The organism is Myroides indicus, assembly GCF_004364575.1.
In the GTDB taxonomy this organism is placed as follows: Bacteria; Bacteroidota; Bacteroidia; order Flavobacteriales; family Flavobacteriaceae; genus Flavobacterium; species Flavobacterium indicum_A.
Genome location: NZ_SOAG01000027.1, coordinates 11,737 through 28,467, shown reverse-complemented (window position 1 = coordinate 28,467; position 16,731 = coordinate 11,737). Strand labels below are relative to the sequence as shown.

General features: G+C 32.7%; 17 protein-coding genes, 1 other RNA gene and 1 pseudogene. 9 read left to right on the top strand and 10 right to left on the bottom strand.

All coding sequences use genetic code 11. The features are described 5' to 3' along the window. Positions 1 to 33 precede the first annotated feature (33 nt). Genes C8P70_RS11160 through C8P70_RS11145 form a run of 4 tightly spaced genes read right to left on the bottom strand, consistent with a single transcriptional unit; the run spans position 34 to position 2,446 of the window. Positions 34 to 564, bottom strand: coding sequence for a mechanosensitive ion channel domain-containing protein (locus C8P70_RS11160; RefSeq protein WP_133713402.1), 531 nt, complete (start codon positions 562 to 564; stop codon positions 34 to 36). 2 nt (positions 565 to 566) lie between these two features. After that, positions 567 to 1,151 (bottom strand): Maf family nucleotide pyrophosphatase, encoded by a 585-nt coding sequence (locus C8P70_RS11155; RefSeq protein ID WP_133713401.1) that lies wholly within the window; start codon positions 1,149 to 1,151, stop codon positions 567 to 569. Positions 1,152 to 1,165: 14 nt separating this feature from the next. Then, positions 1,166 to 1,693, bottom strand: coding sequence for a KdsC family phosphatase (locus C8P70_RS11150; protein WP_133713400.1), 528 nt, complete (start codon positions 1,691 to 1,693; stop codon positions 1,166 to 1,168). Further along, positions 1,694 to 2,446, bottom strand: coding sequence for a Rossmann-like and DUF2520 domain-containing protein (locus tag C8P70_RS11145; RefSeq protein ID WP_133713399.1), 753 nt, complete (start codon positions 2,444 to 2,446; stop codon positions 1,694 to 1,696). Positions 2,447 to 2,498: 52 nt separating this feature from the next. Between C8P70_RS11145 and C8P70_RS11140 the strand changes: the two genes are divergently transcribed. Then, the gene (locus tag C8P70_RS11140) at positions 2,499 to 2,888 is read left to right on the top strand and encodes a group III truncated hemoglobin (protein ID WP_133713398.1); all 390 of its coding nucleotides are present in this window, start codon (positions 2,499 to 2,501) and stop codon (positions 2,886 to 2,888) included. A 74-nt stretch (positions 2,889 to 2,962) separates the two neighbouring features. Here the strand turns inward: C8P70_RS11140 and C8P70_RS11135 are convergent, their stop codons facing one another. Beyond that, positions 2,963 to 3,802, bottom strand: a complete 840-nt coding sequence (locus C8P70_RS11135) for a 1,4-dihydroxy-2-naphthoyl-CoA synthase (RefSeq protein ID WP_133713397.1) — start codon at positions 3,800 to 3,802, stop codon at positions 2,963 to 2,965. 293 nt (positions 3,803 to 4,095) lie between these two features. On the opposite strand from C8P70_RS11135, the gene C8P70_RS11130 reads away from it, so the two are divergent. Continuing rightward, complete coding sequence (locus C8P70_RS11130) at positions 4,096 to 5,283, top strand: serine hydrolase domain-containing protein (RefSeq protein ID WP_133713396.1); 1,188 nt, start codon at positions 4,096 to 4,098, stop codon at positions 5,281 to 5,283. Between the two features lie 85 nt (positions 5,284 to 5,368). Here the strand turns inward: C8P70_RS11130 and tnpA are convergent. Next, a pseudogene (gene tnpA / locus C8P70_RS11125) lies at positions 5,369 to 5,680 on the bottom strand (IS200/IS605 family transposase); the annotation flags it as partial. Between the two features lie 434 nt (positions 5,681 to 6,114). Beyond that, entirely contained in the window at positions 6,115 to 6,678 is a 564-nt protein-coding gene (locus tag C8P70_RS11120; protein ID WP_133713395.1) for a hypothetical protein, read from the bottom strand. A gap of 113 nt (positions 6,679 to 6,791) precedes the next feature. On the opposite strand from C8P70_RS11120, the gene cobT reads away from it, so the two are divergent. The 3 genes from cobT to C8P70_RS11105 are packed head-to-tail and all read left to right on the top strand — an operon-like array spanning position 6,792 to position 9,114. Then, positions 6,792 to 7,796, top strand: coding sequence for a nicotinate-nucleotide--dimethylbenzimidazole phosphoribosyltransferase (cobT, locus tag C8P70_RS11115; protein WP_133713394.1), 1,005 nt, complete (start codon positions 6,792 to 6,794; stop codon positions 7,794 to 7,796). Further along, positions 7,793 to 8,569 (top strand): adenosylcobinamide-GDP ribazoletransferase, encoded by a 777-nt coding sequence (locus tag C8P70_RS11110; RefSeq protein WP_133713393.1) that lies wholly within the window; start codon positions 7,793 to 7,795, stop codon positions 8,567 to 8,569. The genes cobT and C8P70_RS11110 overlap by 4 nt, the downstream gene beginning before the upstream one ends. Beyond that, the gene (locus tag C8P70_RS11105; RefSeq protein WP_133713392.1) at positions 8,554 to 9,114 is read left to right on the top strand and encodes a histidine phosphatase family protein; all 561 of its coding nucleotides are present in this window, start codon (positions 8,554 to 8,556) and stop codon (positions 9,112 to 9,114) included. The genes C8P70_RS11110 and C8P70_RS11105 overlap by 16 nt, the downstream gene beginning before the upstream one ends. A 38-nt stretch (positions 9,115 to 9,152) precedes the next feature. Here C8P70_RS11105 and C8P70_RS11100 read toward each other — a convergent pair whose 3' ends face one another. Genes C8P70_RS11100 through C8P70_RS11090 form a run of 3 tightly spaced genes read right to left on the bottom strand, consistent with a single transcriptional unit; the run spans position 9,153 to position 14,160 of the window. Further along, a complete protein-coding gene (locus C8P70_RS11100) occupies positions 9,153 to 9,932 on the bottom strand; it encodes a hypothetical protein (RefSeq protein ID WP_133713391.1) in 780 nt (259 codons plus the stop codon). A gap of 54 nt (positions 9,933 to 9,986) precedes the next feature. Next, complete coding sequence (locus C8P70_RS11095) at positions 9,987 to 12,449, bottom strand: TonB-dependent receptor plug domain-containing protein (RefSeq protein WP_133713390.1); 2,463 nt, start codon at positions 12,447 to 12,449, stop codon at positions 9,987 to 9,989. Between the two features lie 16 nt (positions 12,450 to 12,465). Then, positions 12,466 to 14,160, bottom strand: coding sequence for a M23 family metallopeptidase (locus C8P70_RS11090; RefSeq protein ID WP_133713389.1), 1,695 nt, complete (start codon positions 14,158 to 14,160; stop codon positions 12,466 to 12,468). 194 nt (positions 14,161 to 14,354) lie between these two features. Here C8P70_RS11090 and C8P70_RS11085 point away from each other — a divergent pair, with 194 nt between their 5' ends. From C8P70_RS11085 to rny, 4 genes are all read left to right on the top strand, one after another. Further along, the gene (locus C8P70_RS11085; RefSeq protein ID WP_133713388.1) at positions 14,355 to 14,645 is read left to right on the top strand and encodes a hypothetical protein; all 291 of its coding nucleotides are present in this window, start codon (positions 14,355 to 14,357) and stop codon (positions 14,643 to 14,645) included. Positions 14,646 to 14,651: 6 nt separating this feature from the next. Next, the gene (locus C8P70_RS11080) at positions 14,652 to 14,948 is read left to right on the top strand and encodes a cell division protein ZapA (protein ID WP_133713387.1); all 297 of its coding nucleotides are present in this window, start codon (positions 14,652 to 14,654) and stop codon (positions 14,946 to 14,948) included. A 58-nt stretch (positions 14,949 to 15,006) separates the two neighbouring features. Next, positions 15,007 to 15,114, top strand: a non-coding RNA gene (gene ssrS, locus C8P70_RS11075) — 6S RNA. Positions 15,115 to 15,165: 51 nt separating this feature from the next. Beyond that, positions 15,166 to 16,728 carry a ribonuclease Y gene (gene rny, locus C8P70_RS11070; protein ID WP_133713386.1) on the top strand — a complete coding sequence of 521 codons (1,563 nt, stop codon included), beginning with the start codon at positions 15,166 to 15,168 and terminating at the stop codon, positions 16,726 to 16,728. Positions 16,729 to 16,731: the final 3 nt, after the last annotated feature.

Sequence of the window (16,731 nt, the reverse complement as noted above, 5' to 3'; positions counted from 1 at the left end):
TAAGGTGACTTCTTTTCCTCTTTATTTAGTTATTTATATAATCGAATTATTATCCTCATCAAATATATCTTTTTTTAAAATGACTATGCCTTTTTGTAATAATAAATTGTTTGGATATGATATTTTTTCCCCTTCTTTTGTTTCTAACAAGACATGGAATGCCTTTATGTCTAATATTTTAGCTTCTGTTGGAAAATCTTTATCTTGAATCCTAATAACATCGCCTATTCTGAATGGAAAAGAAAAAAACAATAAAATACCTGCTGTTATATTACTTAACAAAGACCACTGTGCAAACATTGCTACCCCGATTACAGTAAACACTGAAGTAAGTGTCACGAAAAAATTATCTGCTTTTACTCCCCATATTGTAAAAATAATAGTAAAAAGCAATACTAATTGTAAAATATTAAAATAACGAGTGATGATAGTTTTTCTGCTGTCATTTAAGGATGCCTTATAGGCAAAAGATTGAATGATTTTTACAGTTATTTTCTTAGTTATTAAATAAATTACGACAACTATAACAGTTGATATTATCTGGGTATAATATTCTTTCAGCATAATTAATTATTTATGAATTTAATTAATTCCGATAATAATTCGGCAGTTGGCAATCCAACGATATTTGTGTATGATCCTTCAATCTTTTGAATACCTATTAAGCCTATCCATTCCTGAATGCCATATGCCCCTGCTTTATCATAAGGTTTATAATTATCAATGTAATAATATAGAGCATCATCTGATATATTTAAAAAAGTAACTTTTGTAATACAATTAAAAATAGTTTGCTTATTAAGTGATTTGATACATACAGAGCTAATTACTTCGTGCTCTTTTCCACACATCGCTTTAAGCATTTTGTAGGCTTCTTGTCGATCTTTCGGCTTCCCTAAAGCTACATTCTTATTCCACACAATGGTATCGCAAGTAATTAATATTTCGTTTTCAACTATCGGAATAGAATTGGCTTTAGAAAGAGCTATATAATCAGAAATTTCTTCTTTTTGATAGATTTGAGGATAATTTTCCTGGATATTGGAAGCTCTAATAGTGAACTCTATTCCTAGTTCTTCTAAAAATTGTTTTCTTCGAGGAGAATTTGAACCTAATACAATTTTATAATTTCCTGTAATATTTTTTAACATGTATAGAAAGAGACTTAATCATATTTTGCTTCAAAATGTTGAAACCATTTATTTTGTGTTTTCATAACTTGTTCAATTACATCTCGTGCAGCTCCTTTACCTCCATTCACATGGGAAATGTATTTTGATATGCGTTTAATTTCAGATGCAGCATCTTGAGGACAAGTTGGTAGTGCTACTTTTTGCATAACGTGATAGTCTGGGATATCATCTCCCATATAAAGCACGTGTTCGGGAAAAATCTTATAATTATTAATAAAATCGTTAAGGACTTCCACTTTATCGGAAACTCCTAAGTAAATTTCTTTTACGCCTAAATTACTTAGTCTAATTCGAACTCCTTCATTGCTTCCTCCTGAAATTACACATACGTTATAACCTTGTTCAACAGCTGCTTTAATTGCATATCCATCACGGATATTCATCGTTCTCAATAAGTATCCCTCTTTTGATACGTGGACACTTCCATCAGTTAAAACACCATCTACATCAAATATAAATGTAGTGATATCGTTCATGATTTCTTTAAAATGCTTTGACATTTAATTAATATTTTGTATAGATTTAGTAATTATTCGGTATATATCTTTGTAATTTTTATTTTTTAACAAATCAAGATGCTTATCAATCGTAGTTTGATCGTTTCTGATAGCAGGACCAGTTTGTGCATTTTTTGGAGATAAAGAGTTAATTTTATTTGCTGTTTCTGCAATTAGTGGTTTTAGAATATCAAAAGGAACTTTATTTTCTTTACAAATTTCCTCTCCTAAAATATACATATGGTTTGTAAAGTTATTGACAAAAACAGCTGCGAGATGAATCGCTTTTCTTTGTTCGGAATTTATCTTATATACTTTTTCCGAAAAGCAAAGAGCTATTTGTTCTAATAGACTAAAATCTTCCGTAGTAGTTGCTTCAATACAAAATGGAATCTGTGAAAAATCTACTTTTCTGTCTTTTGAAAAAGTTTGCAACATATAAAATACTCCTTTTCTAGGGCTATTTTGAATTGCCTCTATAGAAATAGTTCCTGAAACATGTACAATCAATTGGTTTTTTAAACAAATAGATTTAGATACCTTGCCAATAGCATCATCACTGACAGCAATAAAAAAGACATCAGCGGGCTTTAAATCGTTAATGTTTGTTACAATTCTATCAGCATTGACCAAATTATCTATTTCATGAATATTTCTTGCGTATATTTGTTGTAAATGTAGGTTATCTTGTTCTAATATGTTTAAAACTAGATGATACGCTACTTTTCCTGAGCCTAAAATTGAAATCGTAATCATAAAGCTAAGATAAGAAAAATAGAATGTATATAATTATAAATAAAAATAAGAAGTGAAAAAAGATATAGAAAATATTGATGATATTAAATTGCTGGTAAATACTTTTTACGGTCGAGTTCAGCAAGATAAAATGATAGGAGCTATCTTTAATGAAAAGCTTGAGGGAAGATGGGATGAACATCTTGAAAAAATGTATTCGTTTTGGCAAACAATTTTGTTAGAAGAATATACTTATCATGGAAAACCTTTTCCCCCACATGCTTATTTACCTATTAGCAGTAAACATTTTGAACGTTGGAAGGTACTTTTTAATTCAACCGTTAATGAATTTTTTGAAGGAGTTAAAGCTGATGAGGCTCAGTGGAGAGCTGGTAGAATGGCGACTATGTTTTTGAGTAAAATAGAATATTGTAGATTAAATGAGAGTAAACCTTTGTTTTAAAAAGAGCAATTAAATTAATAATTGCTCTTTTCTATATTATATATTTCTAAATCTGTTTTTAGCCAATTTATAAACTACGGAATCCATTTTTTAGGAAAATCCGGCTTTCGTTTTTCCAAAAAAGCATCTCTTCCTTCTTTGGCTTCTTCAGTCATATATGCCAATCGAGTTGCTTCTCCTGCAAAAACTTGCTGTCCTACCATTCCGTCATCTGTCAAATTCATTGCAAATTTCAACATTTTAATAGATGTAGGCGATTTTGCTAATATTTCCTGTGCCCACTCATAAGCTGTATCTTCCAGCTCAACGTGAGGGATTACTGCATTAACCATTCCCATTTCAAAAGCATCTTGTGCAGAATAATTTCTTCCCAAAAAGAAAATCTCTCTTGCTTTCTTCTGCCCGACCATTTTTGCCAGGTAAGCAGATCCATATCCACCATCAAAGCTTGTTACGTCAGCATCAGTCTGTTTAAAAATAGCATGTTCTTTACTTGCCAAGGTTAAATCACAAACTACGTGAAGACTATGTCCTCCTCCTACTGCCCAACCTGGTACTACAGCAATAACAACTTTAGGCATAAATCTTATTAAACGCTGTACCTCCAGAATATTGAGTCGATGCATTCCATCATCTCCAACATATCCTTGGTTCCCTCGTGCTTTCTGATCTCCTCCACTACAAAACGAATAAACTCCATCTTTAGAAGAAGGTCCTTCAGCAGATAACAAAACTACACCGATAGAAATATCCTCTTGAGCATCATAAAAAGCTCGATATAATTCACTGGTAGTTTTAGGTCTGAATGCATTCCTCACATCAGGTCTGTTAAAAGCGATCCGAGCTACTCCATTATACTTTTTATAGGTAATATCTTCAAACTCTATCGCAGTTTTCCACTGTATTTTACTCATACTTTCTCGAATTTAGTGTAAAAATAATCTATATTTTGGAACTATTCATATAATTAAAAATTCTACTATATTTTACTAATTCTTTCCACAAACATAAAACATTTATAATAAACAGATTAGAAGCATAAGATTAGAAAAAAGATTTACAAATACCTAGAAGCAAAATAAATCAATAAAATTGATTATTACACTTTTAAAAAACATAATCTTAAAATTAAACAGTAAATAATTAAAGATTTATTTATATTAGTGCAGTCTTTAAAAAACAATTAAGATTATAGTAATTATCAGTCATGAGTAGCAAGATAGTAATCTCGTTATTAAGCCTTATTTTACTGGATTCATGTAAAAAGGAAAATTCAGAATTAGATTTAGATTTAGCAATGAATATGCCTATTATACAAGAGCACAACGTATTAGTAGATGAACCATATAAAGTAAAATTCAAAGAGCTTAAACCAGAATATATAGTAGAGAAAAGTCACTTTATAGAAGATTTTTACTCTAAAAATATACATAAAAATAATTATACCGGAAGTTTTTTGGTTGCTAAAAACGGACAGGTTTTATATGAAGATTATACAGGGTTTGCCAATAAAAAGAAAAATGAACCTATCAGTGAAGATACTCCTATGCATGTTGCGTCAGTAGGGAAAGTGATTACTGCAGTATCTGTACTGAGACTAGTTGATATGAATAAGTTGCATCTTGATCAAAAAGTTTCTGACATCCTTAGCGGATTTCCGTATGATGATATTACAGTCAGAACTTTGCTTAATCATCGCAGCGGACTAAAGTATTATGGTTATTATAATGACATTTGGGATTATAAACAAACAGTAACTAATAAAGATGTTTTAGATATAATTAAACAACAGAAAGTTGATTTAGATTTTAAACCAAACACAAGGTTCAATTACAGCAATACTAATTATGTTGTTTTAGCAAGTATAGTAGAAGAAATTACTGGAAAAAAATTTAAAAATGCAATAAAAGATTTAGTTTTTGCCCCTTTACAAATGTCTCATAGTTTTGTTTTCGATGATATTTCTAAAAAAGATTTAGTTACTCAATCTTACAAATCTAACAACAGAGAAATGCATTGGGATTATATGGATGGTACTTATGGGGATAAAAATATTTACACTACTCCGAGAGATTTTTTAAAATTAGATACTGCTCTGTACTCTGATGAATTTTTGAGTGCTAATTTGAAGAAACAAATGTATCAAGGATATAGTTTTGAAACAAAAGGGAAAAAAAATTATGGTTTAGGAATGCGTCTTATAAAAATGGCTAATGGAGAAAACTATACCTTTCACAATGGCTGGTGGCGAGGAAACACTTCTTCTTATATCCGATTAGCACAAGATAGCGTATGTATTATTTTATTTTCTAATAAATATTCAAATCTCACCTACAAAACAGTCGATTTGTCACATCACTTCGGAAATTATTCTGTTGGAAATTTAGATATTTAATTTTTCAATTTTTAAAAATAAACCACTATGGACTGAAAGTCCATAGTTTGTTAAAGCAGACTAAAGTCTGCCTCGGTGGAGCAACTTACTCAAGTATAAAGTTTCCTTCATTATCATTTGGTTTGCGGTGATGCTCTAAATATTCATTTAGCATTTCATCTGTAATATTTCCTGTACTCCAACAACCAAAACCTATCACCCAAAAGTGACGTCCCAAATATCGTTGTTTCAAAACAGGAAATTCAATTTGTAACTTTCGTGATGTACGAACTTTTAGTAACTTAACTATATTACTTAGATTTTGTGAAGGACGATACTCTATATGTAGATGAATATGATCTTTTGAAACAACTCCTTTTAGTATTTGAATATCTTCTGCTTCACAAATTTGAATTATTCCATCCAAAATATTCAATAATGGTAAATTTACCAAACTACAATATCAGAAGTGGATAGATCAGTTATACAAGAAATGACCGACTGAGAAATTTTTAAAATCTTAAACATACCTTATTAAACATTTGAAATACCCAACCATTAAAGAAACGGATTTTTATGATTATTTACCGTTGCGTTCCTATCTCAATAAAAAACAATAAATAGCTCCCCAAACAGCAATAAAAAACAATCCCGGGTAGAATATAGTTTTAAATTTCTTCATGTCCTTTTTAACAAGCAACACATATAAAGTATAGAGGACAAATACAACTACCAATCCTACTGAAATAAAAGGGTATAACATAATATTCTATTTAATTGTTATAACAGGTACCAGTATTTAATATATTAATACCCTTAAAGCAAAATTACAAAAAAATACTACATAAAAAGTTACTGCTGCAAATCTAAAATACACTGCTCCCTTATTTTCCAAATTTCATCCACCGTGTAGTTCAATCCTGGTTGTGTCTTTACCCATTTTTTCAGAAATCCTCTGTGAATATGCACCTTATAATCCGTAATCTGATTATATTCTATTTGTTGTTCTTTCAATAATCTTGGCTTTATCTCTGTTTCATAGTTGCTTTCAGGCGTTGTAACATCAATATAAATGTTGTTTATTTTTAAATAAATATGAGCTTCAGGTATAAAAGCTAATCCGGCTTTAGTAAGCGTTTTTGAAATTCGCTTGTCATATGTACCATCCATCTTAAAAATACCCAGTATTAATTTTATACCGTCAAGCTTATTTTCTAAAGCTAGTTTTCGCAAAACAGCATGTTTGGTACTACACGTTCCTCCCTTATCTTTTAATATACACAAAATATCATTTTTATCCGTATTTCTTCGGTAAGGCAGTAGGCTAATATACTGACATGCACTCTCAAAATCAGCAATCCCCAATTTTATAAATTCTTTTGAAATAACACCATTATTTTCAATTCTAAAATTCATTTTTTTATATTTTTATTATCTGTCTTAACCTGTATATTCTATAGTTTTCAAAAGCTACAAAATAAAAACAGCCTATCTTTGTCGACAATGAATATTAAAAATACAAACAAAAAATGAACTTTGACCAGCAGCTACAAAATAAAATAGATTTAAAAACCAAACCTTTAAAAGCTTTAGGACAGCTTGAAGAAATAGCTTTTAAAATAGGTAAAATTCAAAAAACCTTATCTCCCGAACTAATCTCCCCTTCACTTATTATTTTTGCGGCAGACCATGGATTAGCACAAGAGGGAATAAGTGCCTATCCTACAGAAGTAACTCAGCAAATGGTTTTAAATTTTTTACAAGGTGGTGCTGCTATTAATGTTTTTTGCCAACAAAATAATATAAATTTAAAAATTGTAGATGCTGGTGTAAATGCCGATTTTGAGAAAAATTCTAATCTCATCCACGCTAAAGCAGGATACGGGACCCAAAATATGCTAAATGCCAATGCTATGACTGCTGAACAACTTTCTTTTTGTTTTCAGAAAGGAGAAGATATAGTTGACAAACTTACCAAAAGCAAATGCAATATTGTTGGTTTTGGTGAGATGGGCATCGGAAACACCTCCTCTGCCTCGCTTCTAATGAGTTCACTTTTAGATATACCTATAGAAGAATGTGTAGGACGAGGAACAGGTATAGACGATATTCAGCTTTACAATAAAAAAGTAATTTTAAAACGAGTAATGGAAAATCGCGGCTGCCCGAATTCTGTGGAAGAAGCTCTTCTATTTTTCGGTGGTTTTGAAATTGCCCAAATGTACAGTTCAATGTTGGAAGCCTACCGCAAAAATATGGTAATTATGATAGACGGTTTTATTGCCTCAAGCGCTTTTTTAGCAGCTTATAAAATAGATCCTAAAATTTTGGACAATGCTTTATTTTGTCATCAATCTGATGAAAAAGGGCATCAATTACTTCTTAAAAAGCTAAATGAAAAAGCAATCTTAAAGCTTAATCTTCGACTGGGCGAAGGAACGGGATGCGCTATTGCATATCCCATAATAAAAAGCGCTGTAGAATTTTTAAACAAAATGGCTAGTTTTGAATCCGCAAAGATTTCCAACAAATGATATATAGAGAACTTACCTATTTTTGTACGGCAATCATGTTTTTTACGCGCATTCCTATTCCTGTTAAATTGAAGTACAGTGAAGAAATAATGAATCAATCTCAAAAGTATTTTCCTTTAGTAGGAGCGATTGTAGGCGGTATAGGATGTTTCGTTTACTTTGTTTCCCAATTGTTTTTTTCAACAGAAATCAGTCTGGTAATTTCTATGATTAGTACAGTGTTACTGACAGGCGCTTTTCATGAAGATGGTTTCACAGATGTTTGTGATTCGTTTGGAGGAGGCTACGGTAAGGAACAAATTATGACCATTATGAAAGATAGCAGAATTGGCGCATATGGTGTTATTGGCATTATACTGATTTTACTTTTAAAGTTCCTCGCTTTAAATCAAATTGCATATAGTTCCGGAACTTTAATTTATGCCGTTATTTTAAACGGACATATTACTAGCAGGTTTCAGGCTGGAACAATGATTTTTACTGATTTATATGTTACAGACATCGATAAAAGCAAGTCTAAACCATTAGCTAATAAAAAGCTGTCTTATGGAGCATTCTTTTTTACATTATTGACAACATTGATTCCTTATTTTCTATTTAAAAACTGGTTATTTTTATTAATCATTCCTTTGAGTCACATAGGAAAACTATATTTAAGTTGGTATTTTAAAAAACACATCGGCGGCTATACCGGCGATTGTTTGGGAACAGTACAGCAAGTTTGCGAAGTATTATTTTACCTCATTGTAATTATTTTATGGAAGTTTATGTAATTCGACACACACCTGTAGATGCTCCTAAAGGAATTTGTTATGGACAAACAGACCTTTCCTTGTTGGATACTTATCGGGAAGATCTGGCAGTTGTAAAACAACAGATTCCCGCAGATATAAACTGTATTATTACCAGTCCGCTCCAACGGTGTACACTCTTGGCTAAAGAATTTAACCCCTCATCTGCAACCGATAAACGATTGATGGAAATGAACTTTGGGGATTGGGAAATGGAATTTTGGAACAATATAAATGCTGAACAACTAAAAATATGGATGAGCAATATAGAAAATATCTGTGCTCCTAACGGAGAAAACTTAACTCAAGTTTACAGCCGTGCTGCTTCATTTTTGGAAGATCTCAGAAACAAAAATTATTCTAAAGTTCTTATCATTACGCATGCGGGCATTATACGGTGTTTTTGGACCTATTTGTTACAGATTCCTTTGCAAAATACATTTAAAATACCAATCGGATATGGTGAAGTATTTTCCTTTTTTTTAGGTAAAAACCCAAAAGACGATTTTATTGTTTCAAAAAAGTAAAATATAAAATTATTCAGTTAACTATTTAAAATTTGAATCTACTCATCGCTTTCTTCGCCTGTAGCTGTTTCGTTCATACTCTTTACCATTAATGGATCATAGTTCTTCACTTCCCAGTTGGCATCCAGCAAGTCAACATAAAAATAATTAATGTTGTCATCTTTATCAAATGCGCCATTTTTGTTGATGTCTTCAACTGTTCTGAAATAAAGGCGATTTTGCACATCAATAACTGTCCAATCCAACAATTCTTGTAAATTTTCGCTTAACTTTTTAAAGTTCTTTCCACTGGATTTACTGATATAAAGTGTTTTGATATCATTGGAATCTGTCTTACCGTCTCTATTAGTATCACTGTCAAATAGAGTATAAATAAGGATGTGTTTTTTTGTTTTTTCGGCAATTGTATTCAAATAGACCACCGACTGAATTTGTACCTTTTGATCAGTAAGAGGAGTTATAGTTATAGAATCTTTGTGCTGAAACATTAAGTTTTCTAAATATCCCGTCATTTCAAACGGAGCATAATTAGATACGGTATATGAAAATTGATTTACTTTGCTTGTTCCGTATTTTGAGGAGCTACTATAAACCCGTACTTCTCCTATCGGATGAATTAAATATTCCGAACGTCCCATCACTACTGGTAAATCGGCAATTCTGATATCATCTGTCCGCTCCTTTTCTTTAGGAGTTTCTACCTGAACTGCATTATTGTTTTTTTCTTCTTTGTAAATAACTTTGGGCTTTTCTTCTTGCTTACAAGCCATTGCCATTAAAATCATTCCCAACAAACAAAAACCTTTTTTTATTTTCATCACCTCAAAATTTTATACTTCAAATATACGGATTTAGTTTTTGGATTGTTCAATTTATAAAGTCAAATTAACTTTCAGGTTAAATGTTCTTCCGGTCATATAATTAGGTACTGCATACTGCCTTTTAGAATAGGTATCCCTGACCCATGTATTTGTGATAGCATTTTGATTGTCAAACAAATTGAATATTTCAAAACCAAACTGCAGTTCTTCAATTCTTCTCAGCCAGCTTTTATTTTGCCCTATTATGCTATCTTTAAACACATACGAAAATCCGATATCCGCCCGTCTGTAATCCTTTAACCTTATCTGATAATCATACGGATCTGAATAAGAAGGTGATCCTCCTATCAGCCCTGTGTTATACACCAGATTTAAATAAAGTTTAAGGTTTGGAATCTGCGGCATATAATCCTGAAACAGCATCCCGAATTTTAATCTTTGATCAGTCGGTCTGGCGATATAGCCTCTGTTGTTGTAATTTTCCTCTGTTTTTAAATAGCCAAAACTCAACCACGATTCCGTCCCCGGCACAAATTCTCCATACAATCTCATATCCGCTCCATACACATAGGCTTTAGCATTGTTGTCTGCCTGATAGCGGATGCGTACATTGTCAAGCGTATAAGTGTTTACATCCGTTAAGTATTTGTAATAAACTTCGGTTTGCAATTTAAACGGACGTTCCCACAACTTAAAGCTATAATCGTGTCCCAATACAAAATCTAAAGATTTTTGCGCTTTTAAATCCAGATTAAGACTGCCGTTCATAGCTCTGTATTCTCTGTATGACGGAGGTTGTTGATACAAACCTGTTGAAAGTCGAAATACCATATCGGTTGTCCAGTACGGTTTTACAGCTATCTGCGTTCTGGGGCTGAAAGCAATTCCGGTTTGGTTTTTATTTTCGCTAATATTCCACCATTGTGCTCTTATCCCTGCATTGAGATAAATATCTGCATTATCTGTATTGAATTGTTTACTCCACTGCACAAAAGCACCTAATCTATTAATATTAACCGTATGTCGGACTCTTACATTAAAAAAAGGAGCCAGTGGGCCTTCGTTAGGTGCATACGGTTCGGTATTAACAATATTTAAGTTAGGATTTGGTATGTGAAATCCCAACGAATCTACCACTTCCCATTCCACCATTCTATCTCTGATATTTTCAGCAGAATACTTTATTCCCCACTCTAGCAAATGTTCTTCTAATTTATGTATTCCTTTCATCTCAGCATTAAAAATCAAAGCGTCGTAATCATTGCGGGCATGGTTGAGCTGCGAACCTATTCCTTCTGTATATTTCACATTTCCTTCTGAATAATACCAGTCTTCCTGATTATTATCCGAATTACCCGAAGAGGCTGTTAACCGGTAAGCCGCTAAAATATCGTAATACTCCTGTTCCTGACTATGATATAACGATGTTATCCATTTTAAGCTATTGTGCTCATTTACTTTATATGCAGCTTTTAATACACCAAAAACAGAAGTGTATTTATCTTCTTCTCTTCCCTGATAATAAATATTGAGAACAGATACTTCGTCTATCGTTCCGAATCGGGTTTGTCTGGAAACAGGTTTGTATTTGTATTGATTGGCTGAAATATTTCCCAAAAAATTAAACTGCCATTTTTTAGAAGGAATAAAATTGACTGACGTTTGCACATCGGTAAAACTCGGACGATAGCTCCCGTCTTCCTCGTCTTTATTTACCAATAAATGATTATTTCGATAGCGAACACCTGTCACAGAACTCCACTTCTGATTGGCAGACACTAAATCTATCGTTGCTGAAGTACCCAAAAAACTCGCCTCTACCATCGTTTTAAATCGAGTTGGAATGCGATAAGTAATATCTAAAACAGAGGCGAGTTTATCTCCATATTTTGCCTGAAATCCTCCTGCAGAAAACTCTATATTCTCAATCATATCAGAATTTACAAAACTCAATCCTTCTTGTTTGCCCGACCGAATTAAAAACGGACGATATACTTCAACTTCATTAACATAAATTGCGTTTTCATCATAATTACCTCCCCTTACAGCATATTGCGTACTCAGCTCATTATTGGAATAAACACCGGGCAGCGTTTTTAAAATATTTTCGATCCCTGGATTGGCTCCGGGGATTTTTCGCAGAACACTTGGCGGAATTACAACTGTCCCGGTTAAGTTTTGGTATTCTTTATCAATAATAATTTCTTCCAACTCTTCTTGTTCCGGCAACAGTAAAACGTTTATCTCTATTAACTCATTATTTTTGCCATTTACAAAAAGTTGAGATGTTTTAAATCCATTTTTTTGATAAGTAATTTCAGTTTCTGTCGGAATATCTATAAAATAAAAGCCATTTTGATTGGAAAAAACAGTTGTTTTGCCATCAGAAATTTTAACCTCAGCAACAGGTTCTTTTGAATTATTCAAAATAACTCCTTTTACTTGTACAGACTGTGTCCAAGCTGAAGATACAGCAACTGTCCAAAAAACGATGAAATAAAAAAGCTTTTTCAATTTTTATCTCTACTTTTTATTTTCTAAAAAAATGCGTCTCATAACTTGTTTGATTTCCCATTCTGTCCGTAACTTTAATAACTACATCACTCCTTCCCGATTCCACTACTCCATCACTGAACTTATGAACTATTTTATTTGTTTTATAATCGTAATCCAATAAAATCCATTTTCCGTTAACGTTTCCTTCAATCGTATTGATTCCCGATAAATCATCTTTAACCAAAAACGAAATCGTATTAGCATTGCTCAGCCAGTCGCCTTCTTTAAAGCTTGGATTATAAACTTCAGGGGCTCTATCATCGATCATAATTTGATAATTCCCCAGATTTTTGGTATATATTGTATATAAATTGCCTTTTTTTATAGTCTTATAAAAATCACGGCGATTACCGTCTATTTTTCCTATAAAAGCTTTTTCGCGATTGGCAATTTCCATCTGAGATGTATCAAAAGTTATTGTCATATTTTTACTGGCAGGAACTGTGTTTTCATGCAGTTTTAAAACATTGTTTTTAACCTGAATATCCATATTAAAATCATTGTAGAATGTCTTTGCCGGAATAGTTATTGAAACTTGTTCTTTCTCAAACAAGTACTCTCTGTCTGAATTAATTTTATACTCTCCCTGTTTTTCTTTTTTCTCATACGCTATCTCCTGATTGTCATAGACCACGGGAATTTGAATTTCTTTTTTATTGCCATGATAATCTTCCAGTATTATTTTATAAATATAATTTTCTCCGGGCTTAACAGTTAATAATCCGTTCGTTGCTTTATCTACCGATAAAACAGAAAGCGCATACTCCTTTTCGACAAACAGCTTTTGTATTCTTTTTTTAGTCGTGACAAAACGTTCATAATCTATTAAGGCATTAACAAAGCCGGTTTCATTAAAAGATAATGTATCAAAACTATAAGCAAACAGCCTTTTGCCATTTACAAATGTTTCCAATTTATATACGCCGTTTTTATTGGCATTAAAATCTGCTGTATCAAAAATATCTATTCCAAAACCAATTTCTCCCTTTGCCCTGACCTGCTCTGCAAGTAAAACTCCATCTGCTTGTGTTTTATATGTCAATTGCTGAGGAATTTGTCCTTTGTTGGCTACAGCATCATCACTTATCGGATAAACAAATAACGAATTGACAGAAGGAGCTTGTGTATCCACCAGCAATTTATCCATTCCCTCTCTAAGCGGATTAATTATGTTTTGTGTTTTTGTATCTCTAAATTCATAGTGTAAATGCGGTCCTCCTGAGCCTCCCGTATTACCGCTATAAGCAATTATTTCTCCTTTTTTTACGGACAATTCTCCTTTTCTGGGGAAAATTTCTATTTCAAAACTTTTTTCCGCATAATGTCTTTTTTTAACCAGTTCAGCAATTGCTCCTTCGTATCCGTTCAAATGTCCGTATACTGTGGTTTGTCCGTTCGGATGATCTATATACAGCGCTTTTCCATATCCCCATGTTGATACTTTAATTCTTGAAACGTACCCGTCTTCAGGAGCATAAACCGGCAAACCAATACGTTGCTGAGTTTTTATGTCTAATCCCGTATGAAAATGAGTTCCTCTTAACTCCCCAAAATTACCTGAAGCATTTATTGAAATATTTAAAGGACTTGAAAATTCTGTTTTTTTATGGCCTTGTGCATACAGACTCATGGCTCCCAAAAGGGAAAATATCAGCAAATTCTTTTTCATTTTACAAAAATAACTTTTTCGCTAAAATAAAGAATTAACTACAGTTATTTTGAGTATAATCATTAAAAATGAAACACATAAGAAATTTCATTTGTAAAAAAGTCGCAATATTCCTTTTTTTATACAAAAAACTTTTTTACTTTTAAATAGTAATTGTAATTTTGTGCTATTAGGATAGTGGATATTTGAGTGTAATGAGTGAACTGACTGACATTATTAATTCTTTAGAAGTAAAGTTTGCAAAACTTATACAAAAGCAAAATGTTTTAGAAGCTGAAAATAAACAACTCAAAAACAGTTTAGCTGTTGCTAAGCAAGAAATTCAACAAAATGAAGCACAGTTGGATGAAGTTTATAAAAAATATGAATCCTTGCAATTAGCAAATTCCCTATTGGGCAGTGAAGATAATAGAAGAGATACGAAACTGAAAATAAATACATTGATAAAAGAAATAGACCAATGTATTGCTCATCTCACCAAGTAGAGAGATATGAATGATGAACCATTAAAAATAAAAATATCAATCGCAGACAGAGTTTACCCTCTTACTGTGGCATATTCGCAAGAAGAGGCTTTGAGAAGCGCTTCAAAAAAAATTGATACTATGATTCATCAGTTCGAAGAAAACTATGCCGTGAGAGATAAACAAGATGTTCTAGCTATGTGTGCTTTGCAGTTTGCCTCGCAAAATGAGCAACGGACAATAGATACATCTGAAAATTACAACAAAGCAATTGAAAGATTAATAAAATTGGATGAAGCTTTGGATCGTATTCTTTCTAAATAAAAAACACGTTCTTTAAAATAAAACTAAAATACTGCTCACATTAGTACCTGTTTGATAAACTCAACACTAACAAATTAAAATGGGTGAATCTTTGCAACTAAAGCACGCTGCCTTCGGCAGATCCTTGAACGGCAAGCTAGCTCAAAACTTGTCTTTTTTCGAGTTTATGCAACTCTCCTAATGTGAGCTTTTTTTATATATAATTTTTACAACATCTATGGAAATATTACTAATTATCGGAGGATTTATCGTTGGTTCGGGAATAGGCTTTGCAATTGCCAAATACCTTGAAAAGAACCACGCATCTTCCATATTACAAAATGCCAACAACGAAGCAAAAACTATTTTACGCGATGCTAAAGCTGAGAGTGAGGCAATTAAAAAAGAAAAAATACTACAAGCAAAGGAAAAATTTATCGAGCTAAAAGCAGAACACGAACAAGTAATATTGTCTCGCGATAAAAAAATGGCAGAAGCCGAAAAGAGAACGAGAGACAAAGAGTCTCAGATTTCAAACGAGTTGGCAAAAGCAAAAAAAGCTGCAGAAGAAAGTGAAAAAATAGTCAGCGAGTACGAACATAAACTTGAGTTGGTTGAAAAAAAGCAGGAAGAAGTAGAAAAGCTTCATCGCTCTCAGGTGGAACAGCTTGAAATTATTTCCGGTTTAACCGCTGAAGAAGCTAAAGAACAAATTATTGAAAGTCTTAAAAACGAAGCTAAAGCTGATGCAATGTCTTACATTCAAGACACTATTGAGGAAGCAAAACTAACTGCACAACAAGAAGCTAAAAAAATCATTATAAACACTATACAGCGAGTAGGTACAGAAGAAGCTGTAGAAAACTGTGTTTCTGTTTTTAATATAGAATCAGATGATGTAAAAGGTAGAATTATCGGACGAGAAGGACGAAACATCAGAGCAATTGAAGCAGCAACAGGTGTGGAAATCATTGTTGACGATACACCAGAAGCTATTATTCTTTCTTGTTTTGATCCTGTAAGAAGAGAAATTGCCCGTTTATCATTACACCGCCTAGTAACCGATGGTCGTATTCATCCGGCACGTATAGAAGAAGTTGTTGCTAAAACAACCAAGCAAATAGACGAAGAAATCATCGAAATCGGAAAAAGAACAGTTATTGATTTAGGAATCCACGGATTACATCCTGAATTAATAAAAGTAGTGGGTCGAATGAAATATCGTTCGTCATACGGACAAAATTTATTGCAACACTCTCGCGAAGTTGCCAAACTTTGTGGTTTAATGGCTGCTGAATTAGGACTAAACGTAAAACTTGCCAAGCGCGCCGGCTTATTACACGATATAGGAAAAGTACCTGAAACAGAAAGCGAACTACCACACGCTATTTTAGGTATGCAATGGGCAGAAAAATACGGAGAAAAACCCGAGGTATGCAATGCGATCGGAGCGCATCACGACGAAATTGAAATGACTTCTTTAATTTCTCCGATTGTTCAAGTATGCGATGCTATTTCAGGGGCAAGACCTGGTGCAAGACGCCAAGTTTTAGATTCTTATATTCAACGATTAAAAGACCTGGAAGGTATTGCTAACGGATTTAACGGAGTTAAAAACTCTTATGCCATTCAAGCCGGTAGAGAATTACGCGTAATTGTAGAAAGTGAAAAAGTATCCGATGATATGGCTGCAAACCTATCTTTTGACATTTCTCAAAAAATCCAAACTGAAATGACTTATCCGGGACAGGTAAAAATTACTGTAATTCGCGAAACGAGAGCAATCAATATTGCTAAATAAAGA